We start from the raw sequence: 16,228 nt of genomic DNA, 5'->3' as shown, positions 1-16,228 counted from the left end.
TGGCCTCGTCCCTGCGTCGCGGCCCGGCGCCGTCGGTCACCGGGTGCACAGGCTGGGCAGCGCCGTCAGCAGCGGCGGACGCGGCGCGGTCGCGGCCGCGAAGCTCAGGGTGACCCGCGCGGAGCGCGTGATCGGCGCAGGATGCACGGCGACCACGGGCGCCGACGGCGCCAGCTGGTCCAGAGGACCCGCATGCACCGGCACGGCGAATCCCAGCAGGAACGGGGCACCGGGGCACGGGGGCAGCTCCACGGCGTCGACCCCGGAGACCAGCACCCCGGAGCGAGGCAGCCCGATCGGGGCGGGATGCGGGTACCAGCCCACCCAGATCGAGGCATCACCGCGCGGACTGAAGCCCTCGGGCAGCTCGAGGTCCGCGCGGACCGTGCCCTGCCCGGGGCCGATCAGCGAGAACGGTGTGGGCGGCCGGTCGCTGATGTGGTCCGCGAGCCGACGCAGCCGCCCGGGCGGCACGCCGACCGTGGCCCGGAAGCGCCGGGTGAAGCTCGAGAGCGACTCGAAGCCGACCGCGGTGGCCACGTCGATCACTGCGTCGGTATCGGCCAGCAGCAGGCGCTTGGCCTCATCGATCCGCAGCGCGGTGAGGTACTGGCCGGGGCCGATGCCGACCTGCTGCGCGAAGAGGCGGGAGAAATGGAAGGGGCTGTAGCCGACGTGGTCGGCGAGGTCGGTGACGCTGAGCTCGGCCGGGCGCTCCCGGGCGAGATCGACCGCGGAGGCGAGCACGGCCTCCGTCGCGGACGATGTGAGTGCAGTCACACATGGGAGTGTAGCGGCCGTGTGATCGGCGGCCCCTCGGAGCGGACGGGGCGATCGGCCCTCCGACGCGGGCGAGTTCGCACGGCCCGGTCCGATGGAACCGACCGGTCCATCCGCACGGCCCGGCGCGCCCGACGGTGTATAGGTGGGCCATGAACATCTCAGTCAAGCGCGTGTACGACGAGGCCGGGCACAACGACGGCACCCGAGTCCTGGTGGACCGGGTGTGGCCGCGAGGGGTGAGCAAGGAGGACGCCCAGCTCGACGACTGGAACAAGGACGTCGCACCGTCCTCCGACCTGCGCACGTGGTTCGGCCACGATCCGGACAAGTTCGAGGAGTTCTCCCGCCGCTACCGCGAGGAGCTGGAGACCGACGAGGGTCGCGAGGCGCTGCAGCGGCTGCGGGACGCACCCACCGGGAAGCGGCTGACGCTGCTGACGGCCACGAAGGACATCGAGCACAGCCAGGTCGCCGTGCTGCAGGATCTGCTCGGCGAGTAGGGCGATGACACGGCCCGACCAGGGTCGACGCAGAAGGTCGACGGAGCACGGCCCGCCCGGTCTCACTCGGGCCCGGGGCGCCGACGGTTCTGCTTGGTCCGCGCTCGCTGCCGCTTGGCCTCCAGCCGCCGACGCTGCGAGCCCCGCGTCGGTTTCGTCGGCCGACGCGGCCGCGGCGGAGCGACGGCCTCGCGCAGCAGCGCCGCGAGCCGCTCGCGGGCGGCCACCCGGTTGCGGCGCTGGGAGCGGTTCTCCTCGGCACTGATGCTCAGCACGGTGCCGGCGAGGCGCGGGTCGAGATGGGAGAGGGCTCGGGATCGCTGCTCCTCGTCCAGGGCGGTGGTGGTGGCCAGATCCAGGCTCAGCTGCACCTTCGAGTCGGCGGTGTTCACGCCCTGACCCCCGGGGCCGGAGGCATGGGTGAACTGCTCGGTGAGCTCGCTCGCCGGGATGCGGAGCCCACGGGGTGCCCCGGGCCCCGAGGTCACCAGCAGATCATCCATGCCTCGAGTGTGCCGCACGGCAGGGGAGTGCTGCGATGGGGCAGCGTTGATCCGCTCCGGCGCTCCCGACCGCAGGGGTCGGTGAGCGCGACGAGGACAGGGTGAGGCGGGCGCGGCAGGGAACTCCTCCAGCTCGGGAATTCAGCTCTGCGGTCCTCAGGCCCCTTCGCAGAGATCAGCGCCGGCCACGGTTGCGGCGATGCTCCTTCCCCGCGCGCTCGTTGCCGTGCTTGTAGTGGCCGGTCCAGCGCGCCATGGTTCCCTGCGGGTCGATCTCGACGTCCTCCAGGAACCGTGCGGCGCGCATCCCGCGCAGCACAGTGACCGCCGTGCCGTGATGGCTGATCACGACGTCGCCGCTGCGGCGGACCTCGTGGTGGAATCCATGTGCCGTGCCCATCGGGCCAGGATCTCCGACCGCGAGGCCCGACGCGAGTTCTTTGCGCGGCGTGTGCCACCCTCCGACGGCGCCCATCAGCACCGGCGGGTCCGGTCAGCCATCCGAGGGACCGGTGCGGGAGTCGTCCGCCGCGCCCGCCGGGTCCGGTTCCTCCGCCACCTCGGCTCCGTCCACCGCGGCGAGCACGAGGCGGACGATGTCCTCGCAGTTCCCGGCCTCGTGGAGGGTCGGTGCCGGCGCGCCGGGGACGCCGACCACCCATTGCGATCCTGCCGGTCCCTCAGAGGTCTTGGCGATCAGGACGTCGGCGCCTCGGGGCCGCGGTATCCGCAGCAGCGGACGCTCGCCGTCGGCATGCACGAGCTCGGCGAGGGCGGGGCGTGCCACGATCAGCGCACGCCGGATCCGGTCCTGCTCGAGCTGGTCGCCGAAGACGTCGGCCAAGGCACGGGTGAAGCGCATGAGGTGTCCTCTCGGGATGCGTGGTCCTCCGCGGGCGCCGACGGGCCGTCGCGCAGGGAGGAGACATCGCCGCGAAGATCGGGAGCCGCTGCCCTACGCCGCCGATGGAGCGGGTCGTGCGCGGCCGGACGTGCAGGGAGCGGCGGTGCGTGATCCGAGAGTGCCGCAGCCCTCCGACAAACGACCAGAATCTCAGCGATAGCACCGGTTATCGGAGCTCACGAAGGGGTCATCCCGCGTGGCCGGGCCGCTCACCGCGCACCAGCAGTCGCGAGAGTGGGGACTCCCGCCGCAGACCGTCGAGCTCCCAGCGGTCGGGTTGGCGACCCCGGCGGAGGTGGAAGGCGGCGAGCGTGAGCAGCTGCGCCCACCAGTCCACCAGCAGCATCCGCCACTCGTCGGCGGTGAGCGGATCGATCCGATCCAGGGCCATCAGGAGGTCGTCGTGCCGGCAGCGCCAGGTCAGCACCAGATCGGCGACCCGCCGGTCGACGGTGGCGAGCTCCAGGTCGAGCAGTCCCGTCAGCCGATCCCCGGTCCACAGCAGGTTCCAGTCGGTGAGATCACCGTGCACCACGACGGTCCGTGACGCCGACCAGTCGATGTCCTCCGCCCTCGCCGCGGCCTGCTCGAGACGGCGCAGCAGCCAGCGACGATCCTCCGGGTCGGCGCACCGGCCCAGCACCTCCGCAGCGTCCGCGGCCGTGAGGATCGCGAGACGGTCCGGGGCGCCCGGGCACGGTCCCAGGCGTTCCCGCGGGAACGTCGTGGCGTGCCAGTCGGCCAGGAGTCGCGCGCGCTCCGCTGCGCTCGTGCGACGGGATCGTCCCGGCAGGAACTCCTCGAGGGTCCACCAGCGGCCGGCATGTCGGAACGGGGCCCTGCGGGGCCGCGGCGTCGGCCACCCGGCCGCGTTGGCGAGTTCACGCACCTCCGCCTGCCAGGAGAGCCCGCGGCCCAGCTGCGTCCCACCGATCTCCAACAGATCGTGATGACAGCGCAGGACGAGCTCGTCGCCCCTGCTCCGTGCCCGCCAGGCCTGGTTGCTGCGGGCGGGCAGCGGGGAGGCCAGCTCGAGACCGAGGTCGGTCGCCAGCTGCGTCGCCGAGTCCTCGAGGGCAGTCATCGGCCCAGCCGACCTTTGCGAAGCTCCAGCCAGGGCCGGGCCTTCGCCCGCAGCGACCAGTACATCATCCGGCCCATGGCCAGGGGCCCGTAGCGGGCTCCGTCGGCATAGGGCCGATCGGAGCGCAGCGCCGCGTCGGCCCCGCCGTCGACGAACACGATCTGCCCAGCCATGAACGAGTTCTCCTCGCTGACCATCCAGGCGATCGCATCGGCCACCGCCTGGATCGGACCGGGCAGACCGAGCGGCTGGGGGAGCGCCGTGCGCAGCACGTTCAGCTGGTCCTGATCGGCGAGCATCACCTCGCGGGCGGCGTCGGTCTCCACCAGGCCCGGGGCGACCACGTTGACGACCACCCCGGTTCCCGCCCATTCCTCGGCGGTCGCCGATTGGCGCACCCACCGGTTCAGCGCGATCGCCGCCGATCGGGACAGCTCGCCGCCGCGGCCGCTCGCGACCGCCACCTCGGCGGCCGCTCCCGCCAGCTCCTCGTCCCCGCGCAGACAGGCGCTGATGACGTCTCCGTCCCCGGCGGTGAGCGAGGACGCAGAGGTGACGACCACGACGCGCGGGGACCGCTTCCGCCGCAGCAGCACCCGCAGCCCGGCCAGCACGGCGAGCGTCCCGAAGTAGTCCTCATGCACCGTCCGCTCCGAGGCGGAGATCGGGCCCGTGACCAGCACCAGTCCGTCGACTCCGCCGCGAGCCCGGCGCGCGATCTCCCGGACCAGCTCATCGCGCCCGGCATCGTCCGCCAGGTCCACGCGCACGTCGACCTCGGGACCGCGACCGCAGCGGATCACACGACCCCCGCGGGCGCCGAGCGTGCGCGCGGCGGAGGCTCCGATGCCGCTGTCCGCCCCGGTGACGACGTAGGTGCGACCCGCATGGAGGGACATGGCTGCTCCCTCCTTGCTGCTCGATGCTCTCGGCGTCGCTCTCGGCGTCGTGCGCGCGAGACGGCCTGACCTCGAGATTACGCGTGAAGTGATCCGAGGTCACGACCCGGGACGGATGGCCCACCCGAGAACGACTCGTCAGATCGTCTCCGCGGCGCGCACCCGATCCGTGCAGTCGGACGTGTCGGATGGAAGCGGCGCGCTCCCGGTCCGTGCGGTCCGACGTGTCGGATGGAAGACGCGAAAGCGACACGTCAGACCGCTTCTGCGCGGGACGGGATCACGCCGGCAGATCCCGTGCGGACAGTTCCTTGAAGGCGCTGCGGTGGAACACCATCGCCTGAGCGCCCGGGATGCTGTGGACTGAGAGCACCTCCAGCAGCACCAGGTCGTGGTCCCCGGCGCCCGTGGTGCCGTAGATCTGCGTGGCCATCGATGCCGGGGCGTCCTGCAGCGTCAGCGCTCCGTTCTCGTCGACCTCGCGGCCGATCCCGGAGAAGCGGTTCTCCCGGCTCGTCGACGCCAGCTGGCGGGCGACGCCGGACTGCTCGCGCCCCAGCAGGGAGACCCCCAGCACGGGGCGTCCGGCCAGCAGCGGCCAGGTCTGCGAGGAGTGCTGGACGGCCAACGAGACCAGCGGCGGATCCAGGGAGACGCCCACCGTGAAGGTCGAGGCCACCAGTCCGTGCGGGGACCCGTCGATCTCCGCCGCGACGAGGACCACACCCTGCGGGAAATGGGAGAACGCCTCGCGCAGCGTGGTATCGGACAGCATTCTTCGCACCATAGGCCTCCGGAGCCACGTGTGCTCGGGACTCCTGCATGTGGGATCCCGGCACGCGCTGGTCCCCCAGGAGCCCTGGGACCCCGGAGCCCCGGAACTCCTGAATCCCGCAGCCCTGGAACCCCGGAACCCTGGAGCCCAGGGGAGGGAGATTCTGGACGGCTGTTCTCGGGGCGCCGCCCGAGGAGTCATGACGCACTCCCGAGGCGCCGCGTGCGCTCTGGCGGTAGCCAAACTTTTGGTCATGGATACAGTGGGTTGCCGGTTGCGCCCGCTGGACGGGGCCACGACCCGATCCGGGCACCGTGGCTCCGGTGCCGGAGCGTGTCCGCGACCTGCCCTGCCCCCCACGCGAACGGAGTCGCGCCGCGATGAACGAGGACGAGAACGAGGACGAGCACGCCGCCCGGAGACGGGACCGAGATCGGGCAGGACGCCCCGATCGACCGTCCGGCAACCCGCTGGCGAGCATCGACTACTCGCGGCCGAGATATCCGCACGACATCCACCCGGCCCTGGTACCCGGGATCGCGATCGACGAGCAGCGCCGCCGCTACGGCGTCGACAAGATCATCCTCGGGGTGGCCGGCGCGCTGACCGTGGCGTTCGTGATCTGGGGCGTCGTGAACCCGGCGAGCGTCGGCGAGGTCGCCGACGCCGCGTACGCCTGGACCATGACCCATCTCGGCTGGCTGTTCAACGCGGTCGCCACCGTGGTGCTGGTCGCCCTGCTGATCCTCGCCTTCTCCCGGTACGGCAAGATCCCGCTGGGCAAGGACGGGGAGAAGCCGGAGTTCTCCACCTTCTCCTGGGTCGCGATGCTGTTCGCCGCCGGCCTCGGCATCGGCGTGATGTTCTGGGGCCCCTCGGAGCCGCTGACCTACTTCATCACCCCGCCGCCGCTGACCAACGAGCCCGAGACCGTCGAGGCCCTGCACCAGGCGCTCGCCCAGACCTACTACCACTGGGGCTTCCACGCCTGGGCGATGTACGCCCTGGTGGGCGGCGCCGTCGCCTACGCCGCCTATCGGCGCGGACGATCGTTGCTGATGTCCTCGATCTTCGAGCGACTCTTCGGCAAGCGGCACACCGATGGTTGGGCCGGGCAGCTGGTGGACATCTTCGCGATCATCGCGACCCTGTTCGGCACCGCTGCCGCGCTCGGCATCGCGGTGCTGCAGATCGGCGAGGGCGTGGTGATCGTCTCCGGTGCGTCCGAACTGACCAATACGGTGATGGTCCTGATCATCGGCGTGCTCTCGGTGGGCTTCGTGATCTCTGCCGTCTCCGGCGTCTCCCGCGGCATCCGCTATCTCTCCAACATCAACATCGTGCTCACGATCGGCTTCGCCGGGCTGCTGTTCATCCTGGGGCCCACGCTGTTCCTGCTGAACCTGCTGCCGTCGGCCGTCATGGAGTACATCGGATCACTGTTCGAGATGATGGCGCGCTCCGCCTCCTGGGGCTCGGAGACCCTGGACTTCCAGTCCGCCTGGACCGTCTACTACTGGGCCTGGTGGATCTCCTGGTCGCCCTTCGTGGGCGTCTTCATCGCCCGCATCTCCCGCGGCCGCACGATCCGCCAGTTCGTGCTCGGCGTCATCCTGATCCCCTCCTCGCTGCTGTTCGTGGCCTACGGGATCATGGGCGGCACCGCGATCTCGATGTATCGCGACGGGAACCTCGGCGAGATGGACTCGGTGAACCCGGCCCAGGTGCTGTTCTCGATGGTGGAGAACCTGCCGTTGTCCGGGCTGTTCCCGGTCCTGATCATGGCCATCCTGTCGATCTTCTTCATCACCGCCGCGGACTCCGCCTCGGTGGTGATGGGCATCCTCACCACCCGGGGCAGTCAGAGCCCGCCGAAGCTGGTGGTGGTGTTCTGGGGCCTGGTGATGGGCGGCATCGCCCTGGTGATGCTGCTGCTGGGTGACGAGACCGCGCTCGAGGGACTGCAGTCGCTGGTGATCATCACCGCGGTGCCCTTCGCCGTCGTGATGCTGCTGATCATCGTCGCGTGGTTCCGTGAGCTGCGCACCGATCCGCACACCCTGCGCCAGCAGTACGCCGAGGTCGCCGTGAGCAATGCTGTGGTCGACGGCGTGGACCGCTACGACGACGACTTCAGCCTGCAGGTGATCCGCACCGAGCCCGGTGAGGGCGCCGGCGCCGATGTCGACTCCACCCACGAGGACTACACCGACTGGTATCAGCGCACCGACGAGGAGGGCGAACCGGTCGGCTTCGACTTCGCGACCGGGCAGTGGGCCGACGGCTGGAACCCGGAGACCGGCGAGACCGAGACCGTCGACCCGGACGCGGGGAACGGGTCCTCCTCGCTCGAGGGTGAGCCCGAGGCACCGACGAAGAGCTGACAGGAGGCGGGGGAGCGGAGCGCACGTCGCGCCGCGTCCCCGCTGTCCGGCCTTGGCGGTGCGCGGCCCGTTCGCTCCTCGGCCACGCCCGCGAGACCATATCGACCACGAAAGGGGCACACCCCTCATGAGACCGAACATCGTCGTCATCCAGGCCGACCAGATGGCCGCCCAGGCGCTCGGCGCCTACGGCGACCCGGCCGCCCGCACCCCGCACATCGACGCCCTGGCGGCCGGCGCCGCCGTGTACGACCGGGCCTACTGCAACACCCCGCTGTGCGCCCCGTCCCGGGCATCGATGATGACCGGGCGCATGCCCTCGGACATCGACTGCTATGACAACGGGGACGATTTCGCCGCCTCGACACCGACGTTCGCGCACCACCTGCGCGCCGCCGGGTACCACACCGCGCTCGTCGGCCGCATGCACTTCATCGGCCCCGACCAGCACCACGGCTTCGAGCAGCGCCTGACCACCGACGTCTACCCCGCGGACATGGACATGGTCCCGGACTGGCGGCGGGAGCTGGACGACCGCCTGCAGTGGTACCACGACGCCGACGCGGTCCACACCGCCGGGGCCTCCCAGGCGACGGTCCAGCAGGACTTCGACGACGAGGTGACCTTCCGCACGCTGCGTCACCTCAACGACCGGGTGCGGGCGAACCAGGCGGCGGGGGAGCGGATCCCCTTCCTGATGGTCACCAGCTTCATCCACCCGCACGACCCCTATGAGCCTCCGCAGGAGCACTGGGACCGGTTCGAGGACGTGGACATCCCTGGTCCCGCGCATCCCGAGGTCCCGGACCCCGCGCAGGACCCGCACAGCCACCGGCTGCGGGCCATGAGCGGTTTCGATCAGCGCGAGACCACCGATGAGGAGGTGCGTCGGGCTCGGCGCTCCTACTACGCCGCGGTCAGCTACATCGACGACCAGATCGGGAAGGTCCGCGAGCGTCTGGAGACCCTCGGGCTGGCCGAGGACACCGTCATCGTCGTCACCAGCGACCACGGCGACATGCTCGGGGAGAAGGGCCTGTGGTTCAAGATGTCGCCCTACGAGGAGTCCTCCCGGGTGCCGATGATCATCCGCGGCCCCGAGCATCTGGTGCCGCAGGGCCGCTACGAGAACCCGGTCTCGCTGCTGGATCTCATGCCCACCCTGCTCGAGCTCGCGGGGACGGACCCGGAGGTGACCTCCGCCGGTTCGTCCGAGCAGCAGATCGCCCCTGCGCGGCGCGGCCTCTCCCTGCTGGAGTCGGCCCGTCGGGAGCGCAGCGGCCGCTCCGGCCCGCAGGACCGTGACGTGACCATCGAGTACCTCGCCGAGGGCACGCTGCGCCCGCAGCTGACCCTGGTGCGCGGCCAGTACAAGCTCGTGGTCTGCCCCGGGGACCCCGATCAGCTGTTCGACCTGGTCGCCGACCCGAGCGAGCTGCGCAGCGTCGCCGACGCCCCGGAGCACGCCGAGGTCGTGGCGAGCATGCGCGCCCAGCTCGAGGCGCAGTACGACCTGCGCGGCCTGGAGACGGAGATCCTCGCCAGTCAGGCGCGCCGCCGCCTGGTGGCCGAGGCCCTCCAGCGCGGCACCGTCCGGCACTGGGACCACGAGCCGGATCCCGAGCAGCGCTACGTCCGCGGCGACTTCTGGGGTGCCCTGCAGCACGGCCAGATCCGGATCCCGCAGGGCGGGGCCGACGGCGCGGCCTGACTCGATGGTCTGGGGTCGAGTTCGCCGCCGGATCGCGGCGGGCGGCCTCGGGGCCGCCGCATGCTCCGCCTGCCCGGCACCGATCCCCGGTGCCGGGCAGGCAACGCCTCAGCTGAACTGCATGCCGCCGTCGACCAGCATGGTCTGCCCGGTGACGTAGTCGGAGTCCGTGCTCGCGAGATAGGAGACCATCTTCGCGACGTCCTCGGGCACGGAGACCCGGCCCAGGTGGATCGCGGCCGCGTTCTCCGCGAGGGCCTCACCACGCTGCTGACCGTTCTTCGCGGCGAGCTTCTCGTCGATGAGGTCCCACATCGCGGTACCGACGATCCCGGGCCCGTAGGCGTTGACGGTGATGCCGTGCTCGGCCCATTCCATCGCCGCGGCCTGGGTGAGACCGCGCACGGCCCATTTCGTGGCCGAGTAGGCACCCAGCAGCGCGAACGGTCGGAAGGCCACGATCGATGCGGCCCCGATGATCTTCCCGCCGTGGCCCTGGGCGACCATCTGCTTCGCGGCCTGGCGGTAGGAGTTGAACACGCCGGTGATGTTCACATCGAGGATCTTCTGGAAGTCCTCGACGTCGTAGTCCAGGAGCTCCTGGACCTGGGCGATCCCGGCGTTGGCGACGAACACGTCCAGATGCCCGCCGGCTTCGACCGCCGCGGCGACCAGCGCCTCGACGGATGCCTCCTCCGTGACGTCGACCGTCATGCCGGTGGCAGTGCCGCCGGCGAGGATGATCTCGTCGACCGTGGCGTCGATCCCGTCCTGCATGGATGGCAGATCGGCGACGATCACGTGCAGCCCGTCGCGGCCCAGCCTGCGGGCGATGCCTTCGCCGATGCCGCGGGCGGCGCCGGTGACGACGGCGACCCGCCGACCCTCCGGTGCCCCGGCTCGGGCGGATTCGACGGTCGAACGGTCCTCGGCGGCGATGTCGGTGGTGCTCATGGCTGCTCCTCCTCGAGTGCTCACATCCGCGACCTGTGCTCCAGGGCGCCCGGGCAGGACACCAGCGGCGTTCTGGCGGTGGCAATCGACGTTCTCGCGTCCTGAGAAGCGCCTTGCCGCGCTGTGGTGCCGGGCCGGCGGGCTGTCCGCGCTTCCGAGGCGCCGGCGCGCCAGGAATGCGCGCGGACCCCGACGAGTTGTGCCGGGTATGCGAGCGATGACCTACACCGAGTACGGCGACCCCAGCACCCTCCGGCTCACCGACGCCCCGACCCCCAAGGTCAGCCCGGGAGCCGTGCTGATCCGCGTGGAGAGGGCGTCCGTCAACCCCGTCGACTGGAAGGTGATGGCCGGTGGGCTCGACGGGCTGATCGAGACCGTCTTCCCCGTGATCCCCGGCTGGGACGTGGCCGGCGTCGTCGAGGCGGTCGGGCCCGACACCCCGGAGTTCACGCCCGGTGACCGCGTCGCCTCCTACGGGCGCACCCACCTCATCCACGGCGGCACCTATGCCGAATACGTGGCGCTGCCCGCCGACCTGGTCACGGCGATCCCGGACGGCGTGGACGTCGACGTCGCCGCCGGCCTCCCGCTGACCGGTCTCACGGCACTCCGCAGCCTCGAGACCCTGCAGCTGAGCGCGCAGGACACCCTGTTGATCCACGCGGCCTCCGGCGGTGTCGGATTCCTCGCCGCCCAGCTGGCCCGGGAGACCGGTGCACGCGTCATCGGCACCGCCTCGCCCCGCAACCACGAGAAGCTGCAGGCCATCGGCGTCACGCCGCTGGCCTACGGCGACGGCCTCGTCGAGCGGGTGCGCGAGATCGCGCCCGACGGCCTGAGCACGGTCGCCGACTTCGCGGGCGGAGTCCGGGAGGACACTCTCGCGCTGCTCACCGCGGGCGGCCGGCACGTCTCGATCGCCGATCCCTCGGTCGAGGAGGCCGGGGGCCGTTGGGTGTGGGTGCGCCCCGACGCCCCGCGCCTGCGGACCCTGCTGGAGAAGGTCGCCGCCGGCGCCCTGGAGGTCCAGATCGATCGGAGCTTCGCGCTCGCCGACGCCGCCGAGGCGCTCGCGGTGAGCAAGGCCGGCACGGCGAACGGGAAGCTGCTGATCGACGCGACGCGCTGAGCGACACGACCTCAGCAGGCGGCCCCGTGCACTGTGCGGGGCCGCCTGCTGCAGTACCGGGAGGTCCCGGGAGCGGCGGTTGCTACACCGACAGGGATTCCCGGGCGACCACCTTCTTCCGGCCGGTCAGCAACGACACCCCGACCAGGACGACAACGGCTGCGGGGAGCGCGACGATCACCGAGTTCAGCTCTGCGGAGCGCCCGGTGACCTCCCAGAAGATGGTCGCGACAGCACCGATCGCCATGGCGCTCAGCGCCCCGGCCGCCGTGGCGCGCTTCCAGAACAGGCCCGCGAACAGCACGGGTGTGATGGTCGCGCCGTACATCGTGTACGCGTACATCTGCAGAGCGAGGACGCTCGGGAAGAAGTTCACCATCACGAAGCCGAGCACGGCGATCCCCAGCACGGCGGCCCTGCCGATCCAGAGGTTCTGCCGATCCGAAGGGGGACTGGAGCTTCGAAGCTGTCCGACGAGGTCGTGGACCACGTTCGCCGAGCAGGTCAGCAGGTACGACGAGCCGGTGGTCACGATGAGGGCGAACGCGCCCGCGAGCAGCGCTCCGCCGATCACCGCGGGAGTGAAGGCGGCATCGGAGAGCGACAGGACGGCCATGTCGGGCTCGATGTCCGGTTGCAGGATCGAGCTCGCAGCGCTGAGGACGACGATCGGGACGACCATGACGACGGCACCGATGATGAACACCAGCGCACCGTCGACGGCCGCCTTCGGGCTCTTGGCGGCAGCCAGGCGCTGATACATGTTCTGGTCTCCGAGCAGGAGCACGAAGGCCGGCAGAGCGAACCCGAGCATCTGCAGGACGCTGAGCCCGCCGAGCGGGCCCGAGTCGGCCCCGGCGCTGGTGATCTGACCGGCGGTCCCGCTCATGTCGATGCCGACGACGACGAAGAAGGTGACCCACAGGGCGAACACGATCATCGCCGCGGAGAGGAAGTCGGTCCACGCCACCGATTTCAATCCCCCGGAGAGAGCGAGGAAGGTGATCAGCGCGGCGGCGAACACGGCTCCCGACTGCTCCGACCACGGAGTGATGAGGCTGATGATGTATCCCGCGCCGGTGAACTGGTAGGCGGTGATCCCGATGAAGGCGATCAGGATCATCACCGTTCCTGCGATGCGCACCGCTTTGCCGTAGCGCCTCTCGAACAGCTCGGGGATCGTGTGACCGGCGAGCTCTCGCACCCGACGAGCCAGGAACACCAGGATCAGTGAGCCGACGATGGTGCCGGAGAAGAACAGCAGACCGGGAACGAGGCCATAGGTGTATGCGAAGTTGGCCCCGCCGATGATCGATCCGGAGCCGACGAACGTCGCCAGCATGGTGCCTCCGAGGACCGGTGCGGGCAGCGAGCGGCCGGCCAGGACGAAGTCCTCCCCGGAGGAGGTCTCCTTGGCGCGGCCGAACCAGCCGCCGATCGCGATCATCACGATGACGTAGCCGATGAGGACGGCGATGTGCACGATATTCATACGACTCCTTCGGGCGCCGGAGCGCTCAGTTCTCGCCGCCGCCCGAGACGATGCGGCCGCCCTGCACGACCATCTCGGGTGCCGGGTCGGAGAGCAGACCGAAGTCCTGCAGCGGGTCGCCGTCCAGCACGACGAAATCAGCGCTGGCGTCCTCGCGGATCACCCCCAGCTCTCCGTCGCGCTGCAGGAGCTTCGCGGCGGTGGTGGTCGCCGCGCGCAGTATCGACAGCGGTTCCTGATGACGCGCCCGGATCTCGAACTCCTTGGACTGGTGGATCTGCATGCCGCCCAGGAGATCCGTGCCGAAACAGAGCTGGAGCCCTTCCTCATCGGCGATGCGCAGGGCATTCTCGCCGGCGGCGAGCACGTCGTCGACCTTCCGCTGGCTCGCGTCGGGCAGTCCCATGGAGGCACCGAACTCCTTGAGCGCCCAGTAGGTCACGAGGTTCATCGTGACGAAGGCGCCTGCGTCCCGGAGCTTCCGCGCCGTGTCGCGATCCATGAGGTTCGCGTGCTCGATGGAGCGGACCCCGGCGTCCAGGGCCCGGGAGATCGCACCGGGGGTGTAGGCATGGGCGGCGACGTAGCGGTTGGCGTCGTGTGCTTCCTCGACGGCTGCGCGCATCTCGGCGAGGGAGTACTGGATGGAGTCCACCCTGTCCGTGGGGGATGCGACGCCGCCCCCGGCCATGATCTTCAGGTGATGGGAGCCTGTGCGCAGCTGGTCGCGCGCTGCGCGTCGCACGGCGTCCGGCCCGTCGGCGATCATCCCGAGGCCCGCACAGCACATGGGCTCCTGGGACTGCTGCTGTCCCGGGCGGCGATTGTCCGCGTGACCGCCGGTCTGGGACAGCGACTTGCCGCCGAAGAACAGTCGCGGCCCGCGCAGCAGTCCTTCGCTCTGCGCGGCGGCGAGTCCATGGTCACCGCCTCCCGTATCGCGCACGGTGGTGAAGCCGCGTTCCAGCATGTCTCCCATGAGCCGGGCGGCGTGCATCGTGGCGTACGACGGCGCCTCCGTCTCCAGCTCCGCGAGATTCGCCGTCATCGCGTAGACGTGGACGTGGCAGTCGATGAGTCCCGGGATCACATGGCGTCCGGAGAGATCGACGTCGTGGGGTCGGTGCCCGGAGTCATCAGCGGGCCCCGTGGACTGCGTGATCCGGGAGAATCGGCCATCGGCGACCTCGAGATCCCCAGTGCGCCAGATGCCCTCCTCGACATCCAGGTATCGGGCGTTCTTGTAGACGACGGGCGCGTTCACGGAGCTCCTCCGAAGTATCGGGTGTCACGGGAACGATCACGGTATCTGCTGTGCGGGATCCCGGCAGGGCCGTCTCGCAGGGGCGATGCCTCGGCGCGCTGTCCGTCTCCGACGGTCCCGGCAGGCACGAACGCCCCGGGCACGGCAAGCGTGCCCAGGGCGTTCGGGGGAGCGCGGATCAGGCGCTCCGTGCAGTGCCGATCACGCGCTCTGCTCGCCGCGGATCAGATCCGCCGCGCGCTCGCCGATCAGCATCGTGGTGATGTTGGGGTTCACCGCGACCAGCTGCGGCATCACCGAGCCGTCCACCACGCGCAGACCCGTCACGCCCTTGACCCGCAGCTGCGGGTCCAGGGGCGCCATCTCGTCGTCGACCGCGCCCATCCGGCACGAGCCGGCGGGGTGGTAGACGGTGTTGTGGGTCTTGGAGACGTAGTCGGCGATCTCCTCGTCGGACTGCACGTCCTCGCCCGGGAACAGCTCCCGGCCGCGGTAGGCGTCCATCCCGGACTGCGCGACGATCTCGCGGGCCTTGCGGATCCCGGCCACGGCGACGGCCATGTCATGGCCGTCCTCGTCGGTGAAGTAGCGCGGATCGACCCGCGGCTTGTCGCGGTAGTCGATCGTGCGCAGCCGCACCGTGCCGCGCGAGCGGGCGTGGGTGACGTTCGGGGTCAGCGCGAAGGACTCCGGGGAGGTGGGGTAGCCCTGACGGCGGGTGTGCATGTCGAACGGCACCGAGCCGTAATGCATCATCAGATCCGGCAGGTCCAGACCCTCCTGGAGGTTCGTGAAGATCCCGATCTCCCACCACTGGGTGGACTCGCGGGTCATCGTCTGCGTGGACTCCCAGGAGATCACGGCCTCCGGGTGGTCCTGCAGGTTCGAGCCGACGCCGGGGGAGTCGACCCGCACCTCGATGCCCACCTCGGCGAGGTGATCGGCCGGGCCGATGCCGGAGAGCATCAGCAGCTTCGGTGTATCGATCGCCCCGGCGGAGAGGATGACCTCGTGTCGGGCGTGCATGATCGAGGAGCGGTCGAAGGCGTTGTCGATGTACTCCACACCGGTGGCGCGCGCGTCCTCGTCGAACAGCACCTGCATCACCTGCAGACCCGTCAGGACGTGGAGATTCTCCCGCTCCAGGTTCGGGTGCAGGTAGGAGACGGACGACGACGCGCGGGTGCCGTCGGCCTGGCGGTTGACCTGGAACCAGTTCGCGCCGTTGACGACGGTCTCGAAGTCGTTGAACGTGGCCCGGGGGATCCCGGCCTGCTCGCAGGCATCCAGCAGCGCCACGCCGAGGGGGTCCTCCGCCGGAGCGTCCATCAGGTGCACCGGACCATCGGTGCCGTGGCCCTCGCCGGTGCGCGACATGTTCGTCTCCAGCCGCGCGATCAGCGGGATGATCGTTTCGGCGTTCCAGCCCTCGGCGCCCATCGTCTCCCACAGGTCCATGTCCTCCGCCGGCGGGTGGAAGGCGATGCACGAGTTGTGGGAGGAGCAGCCGCCCAGCACCTTCGCGCGCGCATGGCGCATGAAGGAGTTGCCGTTCTCCTGGGGCTCGATCGGGTAGTCCCAGTCCAGCCCGGACTCCAGCAGCTCCGGCCAGCGCTTCAGCTGCAGCACCTCCTGGTGCTCGAGATCAGAGGGCCCGGCCTCGAGCAGGGCGACGTCGATGCTCGGATCCTCGCTCAGGCGCGAGGCCAGCGCGGCACCGGCGGAGCCGCCGCCGACGATGACGTAGTCGAACTCGGCGATGGGGTTCTCGGACGTGAGGTCCTTCGAGGACATGTCTCCTGCTTCCTGTCGATGGATGGATTCTCGCTCGGGGCGCGGCCGG

The 16,228-nt window shown here is 70.5% G+C and carries 15 protein-coding genes; 4 read left to right on the top strand and 11 right to left on the bottom strand.

Annotated elements, in window-relative coordinates; all coding sequences use genetic code 11:
* Positions 1-36 precede the first annotated feature (36 nt).
* Positions 37-780: a helix-turn-helix transcriptional regulator gene (locus tag BH708_RS07690; protein WP_076807877.1), complete on the bottom strand. Its 744-nt coding sequence runs from the start codon at positions 778-780 to the stop codon at positions 37-39.
* A gap of 152 nt (positions 781-932) precedes the next feature.
* On the opposite strand from BH708_RS07690, the gene BH708_RS07685 reads away from it, so the two are divergent.
* Positions 933-1,283: a DUF488 domain-containing protein gene (locus tag BH708_RS07685; protein WP_076807875.1), complete on the top strand. Its 351-nt coding sequence runs from the start codon at positions 933-935 to the stop codon at positions 1,281-1,283.
* 62 nt (positions 1,284-1,345) lie between these two features.
* On the opposite strand, the gene arfB is transcribed toward BH708_RS07685, so the two are convergent.
* From arfB to BH708_RS07655, 6 genes are all read right to left on the bottom strand, one after another.
* A complete protein-coding gene (gene arfB, locus BH708_RS07680; protein ID WP_076807874.1) occupies positions 1,346-1,786 on the bottom strand; it encodes an alternative ribosome rescue aminoacyl-tRNA hydrolase ArfB in 441 nt (146 codons plus the stop codon).
* A gap of 175 nt (positions 1,787-1,961) precedes the next feature.
* Entirely contained in the window at positions 1,962-2,186 is a 225-nt protein-coding gene (locus tag BH708_RS07675) for a hypothetical protein (RefSeq protein ID WP_076807872.1), read from the bottom strand.
* 93 nt (positions 2,187-2,279) lie between these two features.
* Complete coding sequence (locus BH708_RS07670) at positions 2,280-2,648, bottom strand: hypothetical protein (RefSeq protein WP_076807870.1); 369 nt, start codon at positions 2,646-2,648, stop codon at positions 2,280-2,282.
* A gap of 229 nt (positions 2,649-2,877) precedes the next feature.
* Positions 2,878-3,774, bottom strand: a complete 897-nt coding sequence (locus BH708_RS07665; RefSeq protein WP_076807869.1) for a phosphotransferase enzyme family protein — start codon at positions 3,772-3,774, stop codon at positions 2,878-2,880.
* Positions 3,771-4,673, bottom strand: a complete 903-nt coding sequence (locus BH708_RS07660; RefSeq protein WP_076807867.1) for an SDR family oxidoreductase — start codon at positions 4,671-4,673, stop codon at positions 3,771-3,773. The genes BH708_RS07665 and BH708_RS07660 overlap by 4 nt, the downstream gene beginning before the upstream one ends.
* Positions 4,674-4,953: 280 nt before the next feature.
* Complete coding sequence (locus tag BH708_RS07655; protein WP_076807865.1) at positions 4,954-5,448, bottom strand: flavin reductase family protein; 495 nt, start codon at positions 5,446-5,448, stop codon at positions 4,954-4,956.
* A gap of 380 nt (positions 5,449-5,828) precedes the next feature.
* Here BH708_RS07655 and BH708_RS07650 point away from each other — a divergent pair, with 380 nt between their 5' ends.
* Together BH708_RS07650 and betC are read left to right on the top strand one after the other, a co-directional pair.
* Positions 5,829-7,832, top strand: coding sequence for a BCCT family transporter (locus BH708_RS07650; protein WP_076807863.1), 2,004 nt, complete (start codon positions 5,829-5,831; stop codon positions 7,830-7,832).
* 127 nt (positions 7,833-7,959) lie between these two features.
* The gene (gene betC / locus BH708_RS07645) at positions 7,960-9,543 is read left to right on the top strand and encodes a choline-sulfatase (RefSeq protein WP_076807862.1); all 1,584 of its coding nucleotides are present in this window, start codon (positions 7,960-7,962) and stop codon (positions 9,541-9,543) included.
* A gap of 108 nt (positions 9,544-9,651) precedes the next feature.
* Here betC and BH708_RS07640 read toward each other — a convergent pair whose 3' ends face one another.
* Complete coding sequence (locus tag BH708_RS07640) at positions 9,652-10,497, bottom strand: SDR family oxidoreductase (RefSeq protein WP_083713370.1); 846 nt, start codon at positions 10,495-10,497, stop codon at positions 9,652-9,654.
* 208 nt (positions 10,498-10,705) lie between these two features.
* Between BH708_RS07640 and BH708_RS07635 the strand changes: the two genes are divergently transcribed.
* Complete coding sequence (locus tag BH708_RS07635) at positions 10,706-11,629, top strand: NADP-dependent oxidoreductase (protein ID WP_076807860.1); 924 nt, start codon at positions 10,706-10,708, stop codon at positions 11,627-11,629.
* A gap of 82 nt (positions 11,630-11,711) precedes the next feature.
* Here BH708_RS07635 and BH708_RS07630 read toward each other — a convergent pair whose 3' ends face one another.
* The 3 genes from BH708_RS07630 to BH708_RS07620 all read right to left on the bottom strand — a co-directional run bounded on the left by BH708_RS07630 (position 11,712) and on the right by BH708_RS07620 (position 16,179).
* A complete protein-coding gene (locus BH708_RS07630) occupies positions 11,712-13,121 on the bottom strand; it encodes a sodium:solute symporter (protein WP_076807858.1) in 1,410 nt (469 codons plus the stop codon).
* Positions 13,122-13,146: 25 nt separating this feature from the next.
* The gene (locus BH708_RS07625; RefSeq protein ID WP_076807856.1) at positions 13,147-14,385 is read right to left on the bottom strand and encodes an amidohydrolase family protein; all 1,239 of its coding nucleotides are present in this window, start codon (positions 14,383-14,385) and stop codon (positions 13,147-13,149) included.
* 201 nt (positions 14,386-14,586) lie between these two features.
* A complete protein-coding gene (locus tag BH708_RS07620; protein WP_076807855.1) occupies positions 14,587-16,179 on the bottom strand; it encodes a GMC family oxidoreductase in 1,593 nt (530 codons plus the stop codon).
* Positions 16,180-16,228: the final 49 nt, after the last annotated feature.

This window comes from Brachybacterium sp. P6-10-X1 (genome assembly GCF_001969445.1).
GTDB lineage: Bacteria > Actinomycetota > Actinomycetes > Actinomycetales > Dermabacteraceae > Brachybacterium.
Note: the sequence above shows the minus strand (reverse complement) of the source record. Positions and strands in the feature narration are given on the sequence as shown.